Origin of the sequence: Psychrobacillus sp. NPDC093200, from assembly GCF_050280345.1 — a bacterium.
GTDB classification, from domain to species: domain Bacteria; phylum Bacillota; class Bacilli; order Bacillales_A; family Planococcaceae; genus Psychrobacillus; species Psychrobacillus faecigallinarum.
Genome location: NZ_JBNNVC010000006.1, coordinates 48,398 through 68,895 on the forward strand (window position 1 = coordinate 48,398; position 20,498 = coordinate 68,895).

The 20,498-nt window shown below is 36.5% G+C and carries 21 protein-coding genes; 5 read left to right on the forward strand and 16 right to left on the reverse strand.

Translation table 11 applies throughout. The annotated features are described in order from the left end of the window. The first annotated feature begins 12 nt into the window (after positions 1-12). Positions 13-1,467 carry a phospholipase D family protein gene (locus tag ACQKNZ_RS18090; RefSeq protein ID WP_427661032.1) on the forward strand — a complete coding sequence of 485 codons (1,455 nt, stop codon included), beginning with the start codon at positions 13-15 and terminating at the stop codon, positions 1,465-1,467. Positions 1,468-1,584: 117 nt separating this feature from the next. Here the strand turns inward: ACQKNZ_RS18090 and ACQKNZ_RS18095 are convergent, their stop codons facing one another. The 3 genes from ACQKNZ_RS18095 to ACQKNZ_RS18105 all read right to left on the reverse strand — a co-directional run bounded on the left by ACQKNZ_RS18095 (position 1,585) and on the right by ACQKNZ_RS18105 (position 2,776). Continuing rightward, positions 1,585-1,737 carry a DUF1540 domain-containing protein gene (locus ACQKNZ_RS18095; RefSeq protein ID WP_144541288.1) on the reverse strand — a complete coding sequence of 51 codons (153 nt, stop codon included), beginning with the start codon at positions 1,735-1,737 and terminating at the stop codon, positions 1,585-1,587. Between the two features lie 75 nt (positions 1,738-1,812). Next, positions 1,813-2,289, reverse strand: coding sequence for an NUDIX hydrolase (locus ACQKNZ_RS18100; RefSeq protein ID WP_427661034.1), 477 nt, complete (start codon positions 2,287-2,289; stop codon positions 1,813-1,815). A 16-nt stretch (positions 2,290-2,305) separates the two neighbouring features. Next, complete coding sequence (locus ACQKNZ_RS18105) at positions 2,306-2,776, reverse strand: YbaK/EbsC family protein (protein WP_427661036.1); 471 nt, start codon at positions 2,774-2,776, stop codon at positions 2,306-2,308. A 280-nt stretch (positions 2,777-3,056) separates the two neighbouring features. Between ACQKNZ_RS18105 and ACQKNZ_RS18110 the strand changes: the two genes are divergently transcribed. Beyond that, complete coding sequence (locus ACQKNZ_RS18110; RefSeq protein ID WP_144541294.1) at positions 3,057-4,193, forward strand: fused response regulator/phosphatase; 1,137 nt, start codon at positions 3,057-3,059, stop codon at positions 4,191-4,193. Positions 4,194-4,338: 145 nt separating this feature from the next. On the opposite strand, the gene ACQKNZ_RS18115 is transcribed toward ACQKNZ_RS18110, so the two are convergent. The 9 genes from ACQKNZ_RS18115 to ACQKNZ_RS18155 form a co-directional block, all read right to left on the reverse strand. Next, positions 4,339-5,196, reverse strand: coding sequence for a CheR family methyltransferase (locus tag ACQKNZ_RS18115; RefSeq protein WP_144541296.1), 858 nt, complete (start codon positions 5,194-5,196; stop codon positions 4,339-4,341). A 12-nt stretch (positions 5,197-5,208) separates the two neighbouring features. Next, the gene (locus ACQKNZ_RS18120; RefSeq protein ID WP_427661039.1) at positions 5,209-8,019 is read right to left on the reverse strand and encodes a CHASE3 domain-containing protein; all 2,811 of its coding nucleotides are present in this window, start codon (positions 8,017-8,019) and stop codon (positions 5,209-5,211) included. A gap of 482 nt (positions 8,020-8,501) precedes the next feature. Further along, on the reverse strand, positions 8,502-9,053 hold the full coding sequence (locus ACQKNZ_RS18125; protein ID WP_154309986.1) for a biotin transporter BioY: 552 nt from the start codon (positions 9,051-9,053) through the stop codon (positions 8,502-8,504). A gap of 259 nt (positions 9,054-9,312) precedes the next feature. Beyond that, on the reverse strand, positions 9,313-10,239 hold the full coding sequence (gene rbsB / locus ACQKNZ_RS18130; RefSeq protein WP_144541301.1) for a ribose ABC transporter substrate-binding protein RbsB: 927 nt from the start codon (positions 10,237-10,239) through the stop codon (positions 9,313-9,315). A gap of 15 nt (positions 10,240-10,254) precedes the next feature. Beyond that, entirely contained in the window at positions 10,255-11,196 is a 942-nt protein-coding gene (rbsC, locus tag ACQKNZ_RS18135) for a ribose ABC transporter permease (RefSeq protein ID WP_144541302.1), read from the reverse strand. Continuing rightward, on the reverse strand, positions 11,183-12,679 hold the full coding sequence (locus tag ACQKNZ_RS18140; protein ID WP_151112796.1) for a sugar ABC transporter ATP-binding protein: 1,497 nt from the start codon (positions 12,677-12,679) through the stop codon (positions 11,183-11,185). Before ACQKNZ_RS18140 ends, rbsC begins: the two co-directional genes overlap by 14 nt. 14 nt (positions 12,680-12,693) lie before the next feature. Beyond that, a complete protein-coding gene (gene rbsD / locus ACQKNZ_RS18145) occupies positions 12,694-13,083 on the reverse strand; it encodes a D-ribose pyranase (protein ID WP_144541305.1) in 390 nt (129 codons plus the stop codon). Beyond that, positions 13,080-13,964, reverse strand: coding sequence for a ribokinase (gene rbsK / locus ACQKNZ_RS18150; protein WP_427661043.1), 885 nt, complete (start codon positions 13,962-13,964; stop codon positions 13,080-13,082). Before rbsK ends, rbsD begins: the two co-directional genes overlap by 4 nt. Beyond that, positions 13,961-14,944: a LacI family DNA-binding transcriptional regulator gene (locus tag ACQKNZ_RS18155; RefSeq protein WP_427661045.1), complete on the reverse strand. Its 984-nt coding sequence runs from the start codon at positions 14,942-14,944 to the stop codon at positions 13,961-13,963. The genes rbsK and ACQKNZ_RS18155 overlap by 4 nt, the downstream gene beginning before the upstream one ends. Before the next feature lie 206 nt (positions 14,945-15,150). Between ACQKNZ_RS18155 and ACQKNZ_RS18160 the strand changes: the two genes are divergently transcribed. Continuing rightward, positions 15,151-16,113, forward strand: a complete 963-nt coding sequence (locus ACQKNZ_RS18160) for an alpha/beta fold hydrolase (RefSeq protein ID WP_427661047.1) — start codon at positions 15,151-15,153, stop codon at positions 16,111-16,113. 85 nt (positions 16,114-16,198) lie between these two features. On the opposite strand, the gene ACQKNZ_RS18165 is transcribed toward ACQKNZ_RS18160, so the two are convergent. From ACQKNZ_RS18165 to ACQKNZ_RS18180, 4 genes are all read right to left on the reverse strand, one after another. Next, positions 16,199-16,666, reverse strand: a complete 468-nt coding sequence (locus ACQKNZ_RS18165; protein ID WP_151112790.1) for a hypothetical protein — start codon at positions 16,664-16,666, stop codon at positions 16,199-16,201. 105 nt (positions 16,667-16,771) lie between these two features. After that, positions 16,772-17,452: a TIGR02206 family membrane protein gene (locus ACQKNZ_RS18170; RefSeq protein ID WP_225216154.1), complete on the reverse strand. Its 681-nt coding sequence runs from the start codon at positions 17,450-17,452 to the stop codon at positions 16,772-16,774. Positions 17,453-17,707: 255 nt separating this feature from the next. Beyond that, positions 17,708-18,493, reverse strand: coding sequence for an SDR family oxidoreductase (locus ACQKNZ_RS18175; protein WP_427661050.1), 786 nt, complete (start codon positions 18,491-18,493; stop codon positions 17,708-17,710). Between the two features lie 183 nt (positions 18,494-18,676). Next, complete coding sequence (locus ACQKNZ_RS18180; RefSeq protein WP_427661052.1) at positions 18,677-19,366, reverse strand: hypothetical protein; 690 nt, start codon at positions 19,364-19,366, stop codon at positions 18,677-18,679. 122 nt (positions 19,367-19,488) lie between these two features. Here ACQKNZ_RS18180 and ACQKNZ_RS18185 point away from each other — a divergent pair, with 122 nt between their 5' ends. Both ACQKNZ_RS18185 and ACQKNZ_RS18190 read left to right on the forward strand, forming a co-directional pair. Then, positions 19,489-19,701, forward strand: a complete 213-nt coding sequence (locus ACQKNZ_RS18185) for a hypothetical protein (protein ID WP_340863732.1) — start codon at positions 19,489-19,491, stop codon at positions 19,699-19,701. A gap of 289 nt (positions 19,702-19,990) precedes the next feature. After that, positions 19,991-20,341: a YciI family protein gene (locus ACQKNZ_RS18190; protein WP_427661054.1), complete on the forward strand. Its 351-nt coding sequence runs from the start codon at positions 19,991-19,993 to the stop codon at positions 20,339-20,341. Positions 20,342-20,498: the final 157 nt, after the last annotated feature.

Below are 20,498 nucleotides of genomic sequence, written 5' to 3' on the forward strand. Positions count from 1 at the left end.
AGGAGTTTTTTCATGGCTAAAAAAACTAAAAAGCCATGGAGCAAAAAAAAGAGGATTGTCGTATCCTTTATTACCGCTTTTGCTCTTATATACATAGCTGTGATCTTATGGCATACATATAAGCCACTTCCCCAAGGCGTTTCCTATGCAGGAGATTTACATAAAACAAACAATATACAATTTCTAACGGATTTAACTTATGCGCAGGATAAAAAAGGGACAAATACAGTGCATGAAAATCACATTTTTGATGAGGTATATAAAACTATTGAAGAAGCTGAGGAATTTGTAGTATTAGATTTTTTCCTAGTAGATGGTTATTACGATGAGGATCAGGACTTTCCTAATATAGCGGATACACTTTCCTCCACAGTAGCAGCAAAGAAAAGAGAAAACCCGGAGATGCCAATTGTATTTATCACAGATCCTCTTAATCGTGGGTATGGCTCCTATGAAAGCGAATGGTTCAAAAAAATGCGAGATGCTGGAGTAGAAATTGTCTATACAGATTTAGATGCCTTAAGAGATTCAACCCCAGTCTATTCAGGAATTTACCGTATTTTTTTTCAATGGTTTGATATTGGTGGCAAAGGCTGGATTCCCAATGCTATGGCTAGCGAAGCTCCGAAAATGACAGTTGCTTCTTATATGACGCTTCTAAACGTAAAAGCTAATCATCGAAAAGCGTTGATAACGGAAAAAGCTGCAATTGTTACCTCCTCCAATCCACACGATGCTAGTGGTTTCCATGGCAATATAGCTATAAAATTAGATGGACCAATTATTAATGATATTTTAGAGGCAGAGGAAGCTGTTTCTGTATTTTCAGGAGGACCGAAGCTTCCTAGGATACAGGCTAAGAAACAAGAAGGAGAATATCAGGCACAATATTTAACCGAGAAGAAAATATTTGATGCATTAATGAACGATATAAATGACACTAAAAAGGGAGATAAAATTTGGTTAGGAATGTTCTTTGTCGCCGAACGTAACATCGTTAATGCACTAGTCGATGCCGCAAATCGCGGAGTAGAGGTAAATTTGATATTAGACCCTAATGAGAATTCCTTTGGTCGAGAAAAGTCTGGATTGCCAAATCGCCCAGTCGTACAAGAACTACTTGAGGATACAAATGAGAAGATTAATATACGATGGTATAACACCGTGATTGGCCAATATCATACAAAAGCTATATGGATTCAGACCCCTAAAAATACAATCATTTCAAACGGTGCGGCAAACTATACGGAGCGTGCTTTAGATAATTACAATTTAGAGAACAACGTAAGAATCATTGCCCCAAATGACAGCGAGCTAGCTATTGAAATGGAGGAATATTTTAAACGACTATGGAACAACGAGGATGCTATGTATACGGTAGAGGTGAATGAGTTTCAAAATGACTTTACTTGGTGGCAGCGTTGGATTTATACCTTCCAAAGCTATACAAAAATTACGACCTATTAAATCCATACTCCCCTATTTAAGTACAGCTAGCCCTCTATGAGCCACTAGCTGTACTGTTTTTTACACATTATTTTTTTAACGTGTGATTAGGTGAGTAATAATAGACATGCAGATATATTACTTCGGTTCAAATGTTTTACAATCTGTTTCATCACTGTTGGAAGCTTGGTTTCCTTTACGGCTTACTACATAAATAGCTTTTGCATTACATTTGTTTCCTTGTCTCCAAAACTTACAGTTGTTCACTTCACAAAGTACATCTTTAGCCATTAGTATCACACCTCCTCTTTTCTAGCATGAACGTTTTCAATAAAAGTCATACTAAAAAAACGAGATTTCCCTACACTATTTAGTCTCTACAAAATGAGTTAGATGTTCTGGCAGCTGGGAACATCTATCCTTTAAAAATAATGGATATACATTTAACTCTTTCAATTCGTCAAAGGTTTTCCAATAATACGTATGAATTTTCCCTTCTTCATTCTCTTCAAATTCATTTCCTTTTGTTAAAAGCCTATCGTCTTCTAGCGATAGAAGATAAATGAAGCAAATCTCATGAAATTTCTCTTTTAATACTTCCTCTTCAAAAAAGTTTTCGTTGATCCATAGTAACCGTTCGATGGCAGCATCTACTGAGAGCTCTTCTCTAATTTCACGAAGAATAGCATCCTCACTTTTTTCATGCATGCATACTCTCCCACCAGGAAAATAATAGTATGGAGAATTCTCATCCTTCATAATTAATACTTTATTTTCATTTATAATTAATCCTGCAACACGATAATTAAATCTGCCTTCATCAGTTTTAAATGATAAATCCATTTTACACCCCTCTTTTCTATTCCCAAGCCTTACAAACGTCTACCCATTCCACACCTTTTGCATATGTATATATTTCCTCACAAGTAAGCTCTATAGCACTATTACTACTTCCGCACGCTGGGAATACTGTATCAAACCTTTTCAAGGAAATATCTAAATACACTAATACATTCTCTGGTATACCAAATGGACAAACTCCTCCAATACCATGGCCAACTTTTTCTTCCACCTCATCCGATGAAAGCATCTTAGCCTTTACTCCAAAGGTTCTTTTAAATTTAGCATTGTCGATTTTAGTGTCTCCAGCTGCAACTACTAGCAGGCAATCCTCCTCTTTTTTGAAGGATAATGTTTTAGCTATTCTTGCAGGCTCTACATTTAGAGCACTTGCAGCGAGCTCTACTGTAGCACTTGAAGCTTCATATTCTAGAATCTTGTCTTCCATACCAAATCTTTTAAAATACTCCTTAACTAATTCGATTGCCATTTACTTCACCTCGTTTGCTTCTTTTTCTCATTTTATTATATAGATAATTCAAATAAATTAAATAGAAGCTTGCTAATTAATATTTACATTAAGCTACCGAAATAACTATTTTAGTAAGATTAGGATAAGAAGTTAGATATTAAACATTGAAGCAAAAGGCTTATAAATACACTATTCATATATTCTTTTGTATAATAAATAAGAAGAGTTATCATAGAAATTTAATAGATAGAGATAACTTAACTACACTATCTTTAAACACTACAGGGGGAAATAAGCGATGACGATTTTACTGGTAGATGACAACACGGTCAATCTATTTGTAATAGAAAAAATATTAGATAGCGCTGGTTATAAAGATACTGTATCTCTTACATCCGCACAGGAGCTATTTGACTATTTACAGATCGGCGAACAAAATCCAACCTGTAATTCAGTAGATTTAATATTATTAGATATTATGATGCCTGAAATAGACGGTCTTGAAGCTTGTAGGAGAATTAAGCAGCAAGAACGATTTAAGGATGTACAAATAATATTCGTGACAGCATTAGAGGATAAAAACAAATTAGCAGAAGCACTAGATGTAGGTGGAAGTGATTATATTACTAAGCCTATAAATAAGACAGAGTTACTGGCACGTATAAGAGTTGCTCTTCGCTTAAAAGCAGAGTTAGATTGGCATACTCAGCATGAAAACAAAATCCAATATGAATTAGATTTAGCAACTCATGTCCAAAGAAGTCTTCTAAACCCACCATTAAATGAAAAAAACATTCAAATTGAGGTTTCATATTTACCATCCTTCAATCTGGCTGGCGATATGTACTATTGGCATAAAATAAGCGAGCATCGTCATGCCGTGATTTTACTAGATATGATGGGACATGGAATTTCTGCTTCCCTAGTCTGTATGTTTATATCTTCTGTATTAAGAGAGGCTATTAAACAATTAGTGGAACCGGAGCTTGTTATTAAAGAGCTAAATCGCTATATGGTTTTAATACATAACGAAAAGGTTGGTATACCATATTATTTCACAGCCATCTATATGATTGTGGATACAGAGCAAAAAACGATAGAATATGTTAATGCTGGTCATCCACCTGGATTTGCTCTAATTGATGAAGAAACGGTTGTTCCGATTAACAAAGGCTGTTGTGCAGTAGGGTTCTTTGATGAAATTGAAGTTAAGAAGGAAGTAATTTCCTACGAGAAGAATATCCAAGTTGTTTTATATACAGATGGGGTTCTAGAGGCTATGGGGCCAAATGAGATACAATCTGAAAAACAAATTGAAACTTTAACCTCTAAAAAATGGGATCATTCTCAAGGTATAATTGATAATTTATTATCTAAAGAAAAACAACTGGATCAGCCCGACGACATGTGCGTCTTAATGGTTCAGTGTAATTAAGAATAGAAAAAGCGACTTTATATATTACTGAAAATTTTAGAGAGGATGGCTGTGATGACCTATGTCACGACCATCCTCCTTTTCATAAGAAATACTTTGAATTGAAAAAAGCAGGATTCTTATTTTAATATAAGAATCCTGCTTTTTATTTATATCTTTGATAAATACGTTCACTACCTACAACCTCTTGAAAGTTATCCATCACCTGACAAAATTTTAAAGTTTCCTTGTCTCCTAGCCCAAGGAAACCTTGGGGGCTTAAGCTCTCATAGAATAAATGTTGTACTTGATCCTGAAGTTCAGGAGTAAAGTAAATAAGTACATTACGGCAAATAATTACATGAAATTCATTAAACGACTGATCTGTAACAAGATTATGCTGTGCAAATATAATATTTTCTAAAAGAGAAGGATGGAAATATGCATATTGATAATCCGCCTTATAGTATTCAGAAAATGCTTTGTTTCCACCTGCAAGCATATAATTTTTAGTATATGCCTGCATCTTTTGTATAGGAAACGCACCCTTACTTGCCTTTTCTAGCACTTGCTCATTCATATCGGTTGCATAGATAACGGTTTTATCCTTTAGCCCTTCTTCTTCTAATAAAATGGCCATCGAGTAAACTTCTTCTCCAGTAGCACAACCAGCATGCCAAATACGAATTTCAGGATATTCTCTCAAAATCGGCACAACTTCTTCTCTAAATGCTTTAAAAAAACTTGGATTTCGGAACATCTCGGTAACATTGATCGAAAAATCATTTAGTAATTGCTCTAGAAAACCGTCTTCATGAATAACCTTTTCTAGTAAACCTGTAATGGTTGAAATTCCATTCATCTTCATCCGATTATGAATTCGACGAGAAATGGAAGATCGATTATATTGCCGAAAATCGAACCCTGATAAGCGATAGACTGCTTCCAGCAGGAAATCTACTTCTAAGTCTTCATGTTGAATATTAACGCCCTCTAGCTCTCCACTTTCATATTGACTGTCCATTTCCATACTCCCTTAAGATGCTAACCAAACTCGAAGAACAGAGAATAATTGATCTAGATTTAATGGCTTACTAATATAATCAGAAGCACCCGCCTCTAGACATTTATCTCGATCATTTTTCATCGCCTTCGCTGTTAAAGCTATAATCGGTAATTCTGTCATATTCAATTCATTTCTGATTTTAGACATTGTCTCATATCCGTCCATATTTGGCATCATGATATCCATAAGCACAACATCTATTTCTGCATTACTTTGTACAATATCTAAGCATTCCAAACCATCTTTAGCAACAAGGATATTAATTCCTCGTCTTTCTAATGCCGTTTTGAGTGCATAAATATTTCGATAATCATCATCAACGATTAAAATATTTTTATTGGAAAATATATTAGCATCCTCAGGAAGAGCTTCAAGTTTTTCCTCTTGCTCTTTTATCTTTTGCTCCTGTTCCTCATGAGTTGGGTGCTCTTGTTCCTCATGTACCTCTTGTACTTCCTCCACTTTCGCTTGAGTAGAGGCAACCTCTCCAAAGCTCAAATCAATCTGATCTAAAATTGGACCTTTTGGCAGGCTAGGAACAACTAAAGTAAAGGTACTTCCCATTCCCTCTCGGCTTTGAAGAGTAATCCAACCACCTAGCAGCTTAGCAAACTCACGGCAAATAGATAAGCCAAGACCAGTTCCTCCGTATTTACGTACAGTTGCACCATCTGCTTGTTGGAACGATTCAAAGATCAAATCGTGCTTGTCCGTTGGAATCCCTATTCCGGTATCGGCAATAGAGATCTCAATCCACTCTTTACTAATATCTAACATTTGTTCCGTTTGAAGATTACTATCTAATTGCTTTATCGTTAAAGCAACGGAGCCTTTTTCCGTAAATTTAATAGCATTAGATAATAGATTTTTAATAATTTGTTGGAAGCGTTTTTCGTCTGTAAAGAAAATATCAGGAACATTCTCTGCCTTACTTATAAGAAAATCTAAGTTTTTCTTCTGGGCTACTGGTGAGAATATATGCTCCATCTGAACAGGTAATTCGCTTAGATTAACCTCTTCAAATAAAACCTCTAGCTTTCCTGCCTCTACTTTAGAAAGATCTAAAATATCATTGATCAAGGATAATAAATCTTCCCCTGAAGAATGAATTACTTTTGCAAACTCTGCCTCATCCTCAGATAAATTACCTTTTCCGTTCTCTGAAAGCATTTCGGAAAGAATTAATATACTGTTTAAAGGAGTACGTAATTCATGTGACATATTCGCAAGAAATTCTGATTTATAATTAGAGTGAATGGTAAGTTGTTCTGCTTTTTCCTCTAATTCTAGACTAATTTTTTCTAGTTCTTCTGTTTTAGCTTCTGCATCTTTTGTTCGTTCTTCTAATTGTTCATTAATTTGAGTTAGTTCCTCTGTTTGCATTTGTAGCTCTTCTGACTGTGTTTGAAGCTCCTCTGATTGTGTTTGCAACTCTTCAGATTGTGCCTGCAACTCCTCTGTCATTGCTCTGGATTCGTTTAGAAGTCGAACAATTTCCATACGGCCCATAACACTGTTGATAGATAAGCCGAACGTTTCCACAATCTGTGTTACGAGGTCTTGCTGTAGCTTGCTATACTCTGACATTGTCGCTAGCTCTACTACTGCAATTACTTCATCCTCGAACAAAATAGGAACTATAAATATGCTTCGTGGCGGAACCTCACCTAGTCCTGTAGAAATATAACGATAATCCTTTGGAATCTCATTAAAGACAAAAACATTTTTCTCAAGGGCACATTGACCAATTAGTCCTTGTCCCAATCGGAAGCTTTCTCTTCCAATCTCATTTTGAGAATTCGAGTCAGCAAAAGCCGCTTTTTTTATAAAATGAACTTCTTGATTGTTTGTCTCTCTCACATAAAAAGCGCCATAAGACGAGTTTGTCATTTTAGAGATTTCAGACATAAACACACTAGCGAGCTTATCAATCGAGCCTACTCCTTGATATTTCGTGACAATTTCTGCAAGACTTGTTTGCAGCCATTCTCTGTCATCGAGATTATCTAATAGTTCGTTTGTTGCTATTGCTAAGTCCTTAATCTCATCGTTAGTAGTAACATGAATTCTTTCCTTACGATCACCATTTTCTGAAGCAATCTTTTTAATAGTTTCCGTTACATCTTTGACAGTACGAACAATCGATTTGGAGACCTGACTAGCCATTGCTATTGCAATAGCAGAAACGATCACTAAAAGACCAAATAATCCTATAGTCAACATATTATTGCGATCATCTAACTCTTGCGCTCTAGTTTGTGCATCATTTCTTTCGTATTCTCTAAAATCGTTAAACTGACTACGGATAGATTGCATATACTCACGACCACGATCATTTGCATAGAATTGCTGAATCCCTTGCTCATTGTTTTGTCGCTTAAAATCAATTGCACGCTCACCTGCCTCTGCTATCCAAAGGTCGATTGTGCCTTTTACCTCCACAAGCTTTTCTTGCTGTTTTGGCTTGTCCTCTAAAAGGTCAAACAGTTGATCAAACTCTACCTGCCATTCATCGGCAGCTTTATAATAAGGTTCCAAGTAACTCTCGTTGCCTGTAATGACAAAGCCTCTCTGACCAGCTTGCATGTCCATTACATATTTTTCTACATTATTTGTAAATGTTTCCACTTCGGTATTATATTTTATTAAATCATTTCTTTCTTGCTGTAGTGAACGGATTTGACTGTTCAATATTATAACGGAAGCAAATAAACAAAGAATAATGATAATGTAGCCAACGGTAATTTTGGAACGTATGCCAAACTTAAATTTATCCTCCATTTTGATTCCTACCTTTAATTCGGATTTTACTATACTAATAGTATATGAATTGGTTATAAAATAACAGTGTTTGCCCCTATAAAAAATTTAACTAATTACCTATTTTTATGCATGTGAAAATCAACGTGGTTATTAAATAGCTATTAAGTAGTTTGAGGCAAGAAAAGCGCATTCGCTTCCTTACATAGATAGGTCTCCATATATACTTTAAAAAAAGTATATATGGAATTAAGTATTATTGTTTTCCGCTATAAGGGGCGGTTAGCGATAAGCCTCCATAGCCGCACTAAATCAATGTTGCCACTTCAAAATATGTCATGACTTCTGAAATACACTTAAAACTGCAGGAAAAAACGATGCTAAGGATGATTCCCTAGCACCGTTTCTTTTTGAAAAATTATAACTTTAAGGTTAATGTTAGTAAATTTATTCACCTACTCCCTAGCTGTAAATCTTAAAACTATCACGGTAACTCCGCTCATTTATGCCGTTGCCACGATTAAATGAGCTTTTTCTAAGCGACGTCGAACGACAACACCAAACCATGCAGCTAGTACTGCTTTTATTACACCTACGATAACAAACGGTGCTACGCCACCCATAAATGCTGCTGACCATGTCAAGTCAGCTATGATTTTTAACCAAACTGTACCAAATACCAATGTGACAACCATACCGATTAAGTTTGCTACAATGGCTTGTGAAATTGTGATACCAAATTTTTTCATGTAAAGTCCCATAAGTATCGCTGATGGCAAGAATCCAACAATATAGCCTCCTGTTGGTCCAATAACAACCCCTAATCCGCCCGACATACCACTGAATACTGGCATCCCTACTGCACCGATTAATATATATACTATCACTGATAATACACCTGTTCTCATACCTAAAATGGTAACGACTAAACCTACTGCTAAGGTTTGTCCTGTAATTGGTACGAGTGGTAGCGGAATCGTCACTTGTGCAAGTATTGCTATAATTGCTGCCCCAATTGCTGCTAAGACGTACTGATATGTATTTCCCTTTTTCAAAATTATTTCCCCCTTATATGAGTTAACCTTATTTTTATATTGGTTAACACAAATATAAAGTAATTCAGCTTATATTGTCAATCCCCTTTCTAATCTTGCAAACTAGGTCGTTTCGTCCGTGAGATTCGTGGTTTGTTGCGTAACGGAAGAAAGTGGATATATGCTAGCTTGCTTTCCTAAAAGCAATAAAAATACCGTGAACTCTTGTTCACGGCATATCTATAAGAAAAGCTATCCCATAGGATAGCTTTTCTATGTATTATTTTTTTATTAATTCTAAATCTACAGGGATAGAAGCTTCTACTTCTTCACCGTTTAATGCTTTAATAGCTGCTTCCATTGCTTTTTCACCAATTTGTTCTGGTTTTTGAGCGATTGTACCAGCTAGCTTACCATTTTCTACAGATTTTACAGCATCATCTGTAGCGTCAAAGCCAATTACAATAATATCTTTGCCAGCTGCTTCGATTGCCTCTAAAGCGCCTAATGCCATTTCATCGTTGTGGGCAAATACACCCTTGATGTCTGGATTAGATTGAAGAATGTTTTCCATAACGGTTAAACCTTCTGCACGATTAAAGTTTGCTGTTTGTTTAGCTACAACATCTAATTTACCATCAGCCACATTATTGAAACCTTGGCCTCGGTCACGAGCTGCAGAAGATCCCGCGATACCCTCTAATTCAACTACTGCAGCGCCTTCTCCTGCTAATTCTAGTAAATATTCACCTGCAAGCTCTCCACCAGCAACATTATCTGATGCGATATGGGCTACTACTTCTCCACCTTCTGAACTGCGGTCAACTGTTACTACCGGAATATTTGCTGCATTTGCTGATTCTACAGATGAAACTACTGCTTGTGAGTCTACTGGATTGATGATAATAAGGTCAACGCCTTGTTGGATTAAATCCTCTACATCACTTGCTTGTTTTGAAGCATTATCTTGTGCGTCAACAACTGTAACTGTTGCTCCTAATTCATCTGCTTTTGCTTCTGCTCCATCACTTAATGTTACGAAAAACGGATTGTTTAAAGTGGAAACAGATAAACCAATTTTATAGTCACCCTTAGATCCTGTGGATTCTTTTTTAGAATCGGATTTCTCAGAGCCTGGTGCATCCATTGAACATGCTGCTAGGAACAATGCTACGATTAACAGTAAAGCAAAATAAAGTTTTTTCATGCTGTTTTTTCTCCTTTATACTGTTTTTTTGCGATCTATTAAAACCGCTAATAATATAACTGCACCCTTCACCACTTGCTGGAAGAAGGAGGATACACCAATTAGATTTAGACCATTATTCAAGACACCTATTATAAGAGCCCCGATTAAAGTACCAACAATCCAACCACGACCACCTGTTAAGCTTGTACCACCAAGAACTACCGCTGCAATTGCATCTAGTTCAAACATGTTACCCGCGGTAGGCTGAGCTGAATTTAAACGAGATGTTAAAATAAGCGAAGCCAGGGCTGCTAGAGCTCCAGTTAATGCGTAAACATAAATTTTAATTCGGCCAACCTTAATACCAGAAAGACGAGAAGCTTCCTCGTTACCTCCGACTGCATAAACTCTACGTCCAAATGTCGTCTTTTTCAAAATAAAGTAAAGTACTGCAAATGCAACAACCATTGTTACAACTGGCACAGGTATACCCAAGAAGTATCCTTTCCCAATCATTTGAAATGATAGTGAATCTCCTAATCCTGAAATTGGTCTACCTTCTGTGTAAACTAAGGTTAGTCCTCGATAAATAGTCATTGTTGCTAGAGTAGCGATAAATGGAGCAACATTCCCTTTAGAAATAATAATTCCGTTAATTGCCCCTAAAATTGCCCCTAAAACAAGACCTATTAGCATTGCTAAAATTGGATCCATTCCACCAGCAAGTAACCCTGCTGTGACAGCTCCCGTAAGAGCTAAAATCGATCCTACTGATAAGTCAATCCCTCCAGTTAAGATAACAAAGGTCATCCCAAATGCGATAAGAGCATTGATAGAAACCTGTCTTAGAACATTCATTAAGTTATTTACAGTTAAAAAGTTTGGACTCATAATAGTGATGATTACCACTAGTAAAATTAGTCCTAGCAATGGCCCTAATTTTTGTAGCACTGATTGTGAACTAGATTTTAGCAACTTTGTCCCCTCCGGTAGCGTAATGCATTATTTTTTCTTGTGACATTTCTTCTTTGGTTATTTCACCAGTTATCTTTCCTTCATGCATCACGAGCACTCGATCGACCATTCCAATGATTTCAGGAAGCTCGGAGGATATCATGATAATAGATACTCCGTTTTCAGCAAGTGTGTTCACAATGGAGTAAATTTCTTTTTTCGCTCCTACGTCTACTCCTCGTGTCGGTTCATCCAATATTAAAATATCAGGCTCAATGCCTAACCATTTGGCTATTACAATCTTCTGTTGGTTCCCACCGCTAAGTGACTTAACTGTTTGATCAGGACCAGAAGTACGTACGCCTAATCGTTTCACCATAGAATCATATAAGCTTTTTTCTTTTTGGTTATTCACAACACCGTTTTTTGATATTTTGTTGAAATTTGTAATGCCTAAATTTTCTTTAACAGAGAAATCTAATATTAGCCCTTCCGATTTTCTGTCCTCGGTTACAAAGCCAAAGCCGAGCTTAATAGCGTCTAGTGGCGTATTTATCTTTACTTGTTTACCATCTAGAATTAGTTCGCCACTGTCCAGCTTTTTGTAGCCAAATAATGATTGAACTACCTCTGTACGCCCTGCACCCATAAGTCCTGCTACACCAAGTATTTCTCCTTTTCGTAACTCAAAAGAAACATCCTCGAAAAAGCCTTTTCTTGTTAAGTTCTTGGCTACAAGCTTCACATCACCGATTTTAGAAGTTCTGTCGGGGAAGCGCCCACCTAGTTCTCGTCCAACCATCATTTGGACAATTTCATCGAAGGTCGTTTCTTTGACATTTCTAACTCCCACATAGCTTCCATCACGTAAAATAGTGATACGGTCACATATTGCAAAAATTTCTTCCATTCGGTGAGAGATATAAACAAAGGACACTCCCTTAGCCTGTAATGCTCTAATAGTTTCAAATAATGTCTCTATTTCTCTATCTGTTAAAGCAGCAGTAGGTTCATCCATAATGATTACATCTGCATTGGAAGAAATGGCCTTTGCTATCTCAACAATTTGCTGCTTACCAACGGATAGATTTCTTGCTGTTGTTTTTACATCTACATCCAAGCCAAGGTTTAACAATACCTCTTTAGCGGCTTTATTCATTTCCTTTGTTTTTAAAATTCCTGATTTGCCAAACGTCTTTTCATTTCCAAGAAATAAATTTTCTGCAACCGTCAAATCCGGTAGAATATTAAGTTCTTGGTGAATTACTGCTATCCCAGCCTGTTCTGCTTCCTTGGGATTTTTAAATTCAACAGGATTTCCTTTGATCTTAATTTCACCTGAATCTCTAGTGTAAATTCCGGTTAAGATTTTCATTAAGGTAGACTTACCTGCACCATTCTCACCCATTAGTGCATGAATTTCTCCTGGAGCTATTTCAAATTCAACATTATTCAACACTGTATTTCCGTTAAAGGCCTTTGAAATACCAGTCATCTCAATCATTGCTTCCACCACCTTTAAAATATGACACCAGCTTGCAAGATTACATTTGCATAAGGAGTAGCTTCCCCAGTACGTATAATGACTTTAGAATGACTAGTCATTGTTTTAAATTCTTCATGTGATACTTCCGTAATTTGTTCAATTGATTTTCTGACTACATAATTCATTTCAGCATTGGCTGTTTTCATTTCAGCAGCAATATAAGCTCTTTCAACTACTAAATCTTCTAAAACAACTTCTAATATTTCATCGAATGATGGTTTGCCGACAATGTATGATAAATCAATGCATTTAACTCCATCAGGAATAGGCAAGCCACAATCACCTATTGTAATTTGATCTGTGTGACCTAGCTTGGCAAAAATGCCAGCCAGCTCTCGATTTAAAATGCCTTGTTTTTTCATTTACAAGCTCCTTCTAATCTATTGACTACTTCCTCGTGACTTGGCATGCCGCCCTGAGCTCCAAATTTTTCTACTGACAAGGAGGCAGATGCATTTGCATAACGAACCGCTTGCTCTAAACTTAGCCCTTGCCCAAGTGCATGAACGAGTGCCCCGTTAAACGTGTCTCCTGCACCTGTAGTGTCTATCGCATTTGTTTTAAATCCAGGAACGACAATATGCTTATTTCCGTCAAAATATCTAGCACCATCACTTCCGAGTGTAACAATTAGCTTGTTTGGATATTTTTCCAAAGTTGCTTCCATATTTTCACCAAAAATTAACTCGCATTCTGTTTCATTTGGTGTCAGGTAAGCAATATAATCCATAAATTCCAGCTGAAAACCGCTTGCTGGAGCTGGGTTTAGTAATACTGGGACATTTAGCTCTGAGCATAACTCCAATGTGTACTTTACAACTGGAATCGGAATCTCTAGCTGCATGATAACAAACGTACTTTGTTGAATAGTTTCTTTCATATTTTTTATACTTTCCACGGTTAATGAATAGTTTGCACCTGGAACGACAATAATTCTATTGTCACCTTCCGACAGTAAGATGTTCGCGATTCCAGTTGCAGCCTCCTCTGTTTGTATGACAGAATCAGTTTTCACTCCATTTGCTTTAAGGTCAGCCAATAATTCGTTCCCAAAGCTATCAATCCCAACACTGGCAAGCATTTGTACTTTGCTGCCTAAACGAGCTGCTGCTACTGCTTGGTTAGACCCTTTTCCACCTGGCACAGTAGTAAATAGCTGACCTAAAACTGTTTCTCCTTGGACAGGGAAGTTGTCTGTTTGCACAACTATATCCATATTCATACTACCTATAACTGTAATCATCGATGTACACTCCTCGTCGTTCCCCGTTCCACTAGCTCAACGGGTACTTGAATAACTCTTTCGTCTATTTCAATTTCTTCAATAATTTTAATGAGTATACGGGTTGCCAAAGCACCCATTTTATAAATGTCTTGGGCTACAGTGGTCAGTCCTGGAGTCAACATTCCTCCTAGTGAAATACCATCGAACCCCATAATTTGTAGCTGGTCAGGAACACTAATACCCAATGAATGTGCAGCCTTCAAGGCCCCAGCGGCCGATACATCCGTACTTGCAAATATACCGTCTACACCTTCAATTTCTGTTAAAAATTTCTTTGCGATCATCTCAGATTCTCCAAAATGGAATGGACTCTCAACAATATGTGTTTGTACATTCTTTCCTTCGACAGCCTTTAAAAATCCAGCCAGCCGATCATCAGCTGGTCCCAACCCTTTAGGTCCTCTCATAAACACAATCTTTTCACAGCCTGAATCCAACAAATGATTTGTTCCCATGCATGCTCCATCTACGTTATTGGAGGAAACTGTTGGAATGGATTCATGAATCATCCGGTCTAACGCCACCAGTGGTACATTTAAATCTTCATAATGACTTGCACGTAACTGATTCGTCGTTACTATAAATCCTGCTACATATTTTTGCTTTAAAGTATCAATATAATGTATCTCTTTTTCAGATTTTTCATCGGAATTACATAAAACTACTGTATATCCATAAGATAATGCGATATCTTCAACTGCTCGAGCAAGCTCCGGAAAAAATGGGTTAGTAATATCAGGAACAATCAACCCTATGAAGTTCGTCTGCTTTGTTGTTAAGGATCTCGCTACTTGATTTGGTATATATTCTAACTTATCTATCGCTTTTCTTATTTTGAGCTTTGTATCTTCGCTGATATACCCTTTTTTGTTTAGATATCGGGATACAGAAGCAACCGAAACACCAGCTTCTTTTGCTACATCTCTTATGTTTGCCATCTGTTTTCCCCTTTCCCTTATACGTGTGTAACCGGTTACACAAAATATAACAAGTACTTTTAAAACTGTCAATATAAATCTGTTATATCATTTCCTAGAACAATATTTTTGTTTTATAACAGTAGTTATATAGCCACTTATGGAACTTAAAGAAAATATATTCGTAATATTCATTAAAGAGAAATTATTAAAAAAGGATGAAATCAATGAAACATAGAATTTGGAAGATATTCAAAAATATTATTATAGGGATAGTAGGTCTTGTATGTATTTGGTTTGCTATTCATCAGTTAATGACTGTGTATGAAAAGAACAAGTACGAAGCAATTGGCAAATTAGTAGAGGTTAATGGTAAAGAAATGCATGTTTATGAAAAAGGGGATGGCGACAACACGGTTGTTTTATGGAGTGGTTTAGGAACAAGTGCCCCTGCCCTTGACTTTGAACCATTAGTGAATGAGCTATCCAAGGACAATAGAGTAGTTGTAGTAGAACCATTTGGCTATGGCTGGAGTGATCGAACAGATAGTGAACGCACCGTAGAAAATATCGTAGAGGAAACAAGGGCTGCTCTATTGAAGTTAAACATTGAACAACCATACATATTAATGCCACATTCCATTTCAGGAGTATACAGCATGTATTATGCCAACTTGTATCCAGAAGAAATAAAAGCAATAATCGGTATTGATCCAACCTTGCCTCAGGCACTTGAATATTTTGATGAAGCTGCCCCAACGATGCCAAAAGCTTTAAGCATTATTGCTCCTAGTGGAATTGCTCGATTGGCAATGTATATTGCCCCAGAGGATTTTTTGCCTATAGCAGAGGATGGAACGTATTCTAAAGAAAACTTGAAAATGACCAAACTATTATCATCATGGAATGGCTACAACCAAAATGTAATCAATGAAACTAACTATATTCAAAGGAACATGGAATTCACAAAGGAGCTTAACTTCCCTACTGATTTACCTGTCATGATATTTACGACAAATGATAACCAAGCAAACAAGGAAGGGAAATCCAATATTACCTTTTATGAAGAGCAATTAGAGAAAAGCAATGTAAGCAAGCTAATTCCTTTAGAAGGTCATCATTATTTACATTGGTCTCAGTCTGAAAAAATGAGCGAGGAAGTGAAGGATTTTGTAAAGGAGATGGATTAACTTTTCCATAGAGTTGTGTCCTTTCCAAAATGTATTCATAAAAAACACTTGATAACTAATTTATAGTTATCAAGTGTTTTGCTTGTTACGGAGTATATTTTTCAGAGACCTTTACTACTTGCCCATCTTCTATGGTTAAATCATATGGTCCTTTTCCAACTGCTAAATAAGATATGAATTCCTTTTCTTCTACTTGCTTAGGCTTGGCGATATCCTCATGGTTAACCAAAAAGAACTCAGCGTTTTCAGCTAGCTTAATGCTTTCGGCCTTCTGAGTTTCATCATAAATCATAAATCCCGTAGGCAAATCCTTTTCAACATCTAGCCCCAGTTCCTTGATGCGTTCTTTATCCGCTTCCTCAATCCATTCTACTTCATCAATGATTAAACTTTTAGTGGAAAGTTCGAAATCTACTATGTAAGCTAGCTTATCTGAAGTAGCCTCTTTTGTTTCCTCATCTTTATTCTCTTCATTACAGGCACTTAAAAGTACTAAGACCCCTATAAGAGCAATTAGGAGCATAGACATCTTATTTAATAGAATTTTTTTCACCGTTAAAAACGTCCTTTCTTATATGCAATTAGGTAGGTAAAAATTTTGCCCATCTAATATTTTCACCTGGATGAAAATTTCATCATTACAAGATATAAGTTTAATTTACTTTTTCTTAAAAAGAAACCATAAAAATATGAATATTAAAAATGCAACAATCTCTAATGATAGAATGTACCAAGGATATGGTCCTAAAAAGTCTAACAAGCTTCCACCAGAAGGCTTTCTTTGTAAAAACATATAATTCCCTTCAAAAAGGTAGTTGATCCAAAAGATAAAAGGCAGCAAAATATTTAAAGCAAGCAATGTTGTGAGAACACCTTTAAACGTTGGTCGGTATCCTTTCACCCAAGTAAAATATAATGCAGTTAATATAATCCCTGCATGTGTATAAAAAAAATGAAAGTATCTAAAGTGTGGAAAATCCATATCCAAAACTGGAGTTAGCATGGCCTGTAGAGCACCACCTATACCTGCATAAAAAACAAACTGATAAACCAGACGATTACCAGTCCATAACAAAACAATCGTCAATAGAAGGCTAATACTGCATAATTCCAATGGCAATGAATTACTTAACTCCCACCTGTCCGATTGAACAAGCCATACATGATATAAAATATCAATCACTAATAAAGACAAGCCAAATAAACGCTCCATGCTCAGAATATTCTTTTCTGATTCGGTCCAGCGTGTCCTCGTAATGAATAGAAGAAGTATGAAGGTAATAAGTACAGCTATTGCACCCCAATGTGCCAATGAAAACATCACAAATCGATTATCCAACAGATTCACCGCCCGTTTTACTACTATTAGTATTCGAGTTAGCCGTTGGATTTTCCTCTTATTTAGTGATTTAAATACGGGAGCCTACCGATTATCCGGGATAACTGACCGATTATTGCTAACAAATGTTTTAAAAACTTTCTTGAATTAGTTTCATAATTCCTATAATTATAAAGAAACACGAACTATCGAGAAGAGAATAAAGTATAAAACATAAAAAGAGCATTGCTAGCTCGCAATGCTCTCCTCTTTGTACTATACTTCTAGTTCCCAACGTTCTTTTTCGTCTTTTTTAATTTTCTCTTCAATCTCTTTCGGCCACGCAGTACGGTATTTATGATTGTCTGCCGGGATGACTTCAATCATTTTTTCAATCATGTCTTGTGAGTCATATTGATTCTTCAAGGATTCCTCTTGCTCTTTCATATCTTCCTTTTTCGTGAAATGCTTTTCTTCATTAAACCATTTCCATTTTTCTTCAGCACTTCGATCATTAAACCCTGTATTATATGGTCCAGGATTGATCGTTGCTACCTGTACGCCAAACTGTTCGAGTTCCTTCTGCATCGTTTTTGCAATTGCTTCAACTGTATGCTTAGTAGCTGTATAAGGCCCTACATAAGGAGTTGCTGAAAGTCCTGCTACCGAGCTAAGGAATACAATTTTACCATTTCCTTTTTTCACAAGCTTGCGTGCTGCAATCTGTGCTGTTTCTAAGGTTGCAAAAACGTTTACTTCAAATAATGCACGGAATCGATCCATTGGCACCTCGGCAAGAGGTCCACCCTCATTAATAGCGGCATTAGCTACAAATATATCAAAGTCGTACTCTTCCATTTGAGCACGATCTCTTGCATTGGTTATATCTAACTTGAAAATTTCCATATCTAAATCTAGATCTCTTGCTTCTCGCAATAAATCTGTCTTTTGAGAAGTTGTTTCGGTAGTTGCAATCAAGCGATGTCCCTTTTTTGCTAGTCCTATGGCTGTACCTCTTCCAAGGCCACTTCCAGCTCCAGTAATAAAAATTGTTTTACTCAATTGTATTCCTCCTAACAAATTGTCATCTACTTCTTTTCTTCCCTTTGAGATCTAACTGAAACATAAGAAGGGTAAGGGTAAGACAGCTCTCCCCCACCCATTTTTCCAATTGACCTTAGGAAAAGACACTTAAGCTAGACAATAGTTAGAAGAAATAGTTAAAAGTAAAATCGATAAATTTCGTTAACTCCATCGATTCACCATTACTCGATCATACTGATAACGTCTAATGATAATGCTTAACTTTTGAAACCATTGGTTACAGGCTCCCATCGCCTCTTCGTATTGTTCAGATTCCTTATAATCCTCTTTATAATCTTCCAAATAGGTAAAAGAATGGATAGGCTCTGTTAAATCATCGGAAACGATTTTAAAGCAAAGACTAAATTCAAACTCTTCCTCGTCATCTTCTTCATCTTCTTCATCTTCTTCCTCATCTGTTTCCTTTTCATCACCGGATTTTATGCGGCTGCTAAGTATACCCTCTTTAGGAAACATCGAGACAGTTTCTCCATCCTCTAATAAAGCAGCTTCTAATATTTTATTGAAAGGAATATCTTTTATCTCAAAGTCACTTCCCAGCTCTTCCCGACGAGCGATATAAAGAATATTAGTAACTTCATTGATCAGTAAAGCATTTAAATTATTGGGAGATAGTAACATTTGAGTATGTGGAATCTCTTCTAAAACCTCTTCTGTGTTTCTTCTATTCTCTGCTATAATTTCTTCACTTCGCCGCTTCCATTCCCAAGTTCCCCAAAAGAACAATGCCACAGAAACGATTAAGTAAAAACCAATGGAGCGAATATGATCCATTGAAAATGACAGGAAGAAATATATAGCACTTAATAGATAGATTATGAATATTTTCATGTTCACTACCCCTTGTCTGTTATCTCTTTATAGAGACTTTATTCGAGAGATTATGAATTTATTCTTGAATCTATCATTAAATAAAATTATAAAGGAAATAACTTTCGCTTAAAGTAGGAGGATTGTTTAACAAGGTTATTGAATCTATATGGAAGTCAATCGATACAAAGGAGAAGAATTATGAAGAAATCAATAAAACTTATTATGCCAAAGACGAAGTTTATTCTGTTACTTTCAATAATACAGAGACCGACACTACTGGAAGCCTTGTAATTATTATAGATATGGACTTGATTTCCGCTCTAGGCGGACGCGTTCCGCGGGGTGAGCGATAAGCCATCACCGTCGCTTACGCGCCGTTGTGTTGTCTTATCTGTCTCACTCATCCCGCCGGAGTCGCCGCCTGCCACTACAATCAACAAATAAAAAATTTTCGTGGTTAATACGTAAAGTGCTATTTATGCAATACCTTTTTATAATTCCTATTCCCTTCATTGATTCCTATGAAGTTCCTGACACTAAAGTTCCCTATTTTTCATTAATATGTCGAGAAAATACCGGCTTGTTGTCTTATAAAGTGATCAATTAGGGGATATGTCTCTAAAAAAGAAGGAGGAAGTTTTTATGCTATTTATGATGATTGTTAAAGCTTCGAAGAATTCGGAAGCTGGAGAGCTGCCGAGCAATGATCTTATGGAAGCCATGACGAATTACAATGAAGAATTAGTTAAGGCAGGCATACGAGTTTATTCTAAAGGACTACATCCAAGTTCAAATGGGATTCGCATTTCGTATCCGAAACCAGGCGAAAAACCGGTAGTTTCCAATGGTCCATTTACTGAATCGAATGACTTGATTGCCGGGTTCATACTCATTGATGTGAAGTCAAGAGAAGAAGCCATGGAGTGGGCGCTGCGGATGCCGGACCCGCAAGGTCACGGAGAAGGTCAGATTGAATTGCGTCAAGTATTTTAGGCGCCGGTACTGACCAAATAAATATAAAATATCGCACTTAATACCTTTAGTTTAAAAATTTAAAAAGGTTCTATGAAAGTTCTTCTCACTATCTTTTCATATACTAAATTGTTTTGATACTCTTTAACATTGAACTAAGGTACACAAATCACCTAAT

Excerpts from the sequence above, each read along its gene's own strand:
- ACQKNZ_RS18090 (WP_427661032.1), top strand. The coding sequence starts at position 13 with ATGGCTAAAAAAACTAAAAAGCCATGGAGCAAAAAAAAGAGGATTGTC.
- ACQKNZ_RS18095 (WP_144541288.1), bottom strand. The coding sequence starts at position 1,737 with ATGGCTAAAGATGTACTTTGTGAAGTGAACAACTGTAAGTTTTGGAGA.
- ACQKNZ_RS18100 (WP_427661034.1), bottom strand. The coding sequence starts at position 2,289 with ATGGATTTATCATTTAAAACTGATGAAGGCAGATTTAATTATCGTGTT.
- ACQKNZ_RS18105 (WP_427661036.1), bottom strand. The coding sequence starts at position 2,776 with ATGGCAATCGAATTAGTTAAGGAGTATTTTAAAAGATTTGGTATGGAA.
- ACQKNZ_RS18110 (WP_144541294.1), top strand. The coding sequence starts at position 3,057 with ATGACGATTTTACTGGTAGATGACAACACGGTCAATCTATTTGTAATA.
- ACQKNZ_RS18115 (WP_144541296.1), bottom strand. The coding sequence starts at position 5,196 with ATGGACAGTCAATATGAAAGTGGAGAGCTAGAGGGCGTTAATATTCAA.
- ACQKNZ_RS18120 (WP_427661039.1), bottom strand. The coding sequence starts at position 8,019 with ATGGAGGATAAATTTAAGTTTGGCATACGTTCCAAAATTACCGTTGGC.
- rbsB (WP_144541301.1), bottom strand. The coding sequence starts at position 10,239 with ATGAAAAAACTTTATTTTGCTTTACTGTTAATCGTAGCATTGTTCCTA.
- ACQKNZ_RS18140 (WP_151112796.1), bottom strand. The coding sequence starts at position 12,679 with ATGATTGAGATGACTGGTATTTCAAAGGCCTTTAACGGAAATACAGTG.
- rbsD (WP_144541305.1), bottom strand. The coding sequence starts at position 13,083 with ATGAAAAAACAAGGCATTTTAAATCGAGAGCTGGCTGGCATTTTTGCC.
- rbsK (WP_427661043.1), bottom strand. The coding sequence starts at position 13,964 with ATGATTACAGTTATAGGTAGTATGAATATGGATATAGTTGTGCAAACA.
- ACQKNZ_RS18155 (WP_427661045.1), bottom strand. The coding sequence starts at position 14,944 with ATGGCAAACATAAGAGATGTAGCAAAAGAAGCTGGTGTTTCGGTTGCT.
- ACQKNZ_RS18160 (WP_427661047.1), top strand. The coding sequence starts at position 15,151 with ATGAAACATAGAATTTGGAAGATATTCAAAAATATTATTATAGGGATA.
- ACQKNZ_RS18180 (WP_427661052.1), bottom strand. The coding sequence starts at position 19,366 with ATGAAAATATTCATAATCTATCTATTAAGTGCTATATATTTCTTCCTG.
- ACQKNZ_RS18190 (WP_427661054.1), top strand. The coding sequence starts at position 19,991 with ATGCTATTTATGATGATTGTTAAAGCTTCGAAGAATTCGGAAGCTGGA.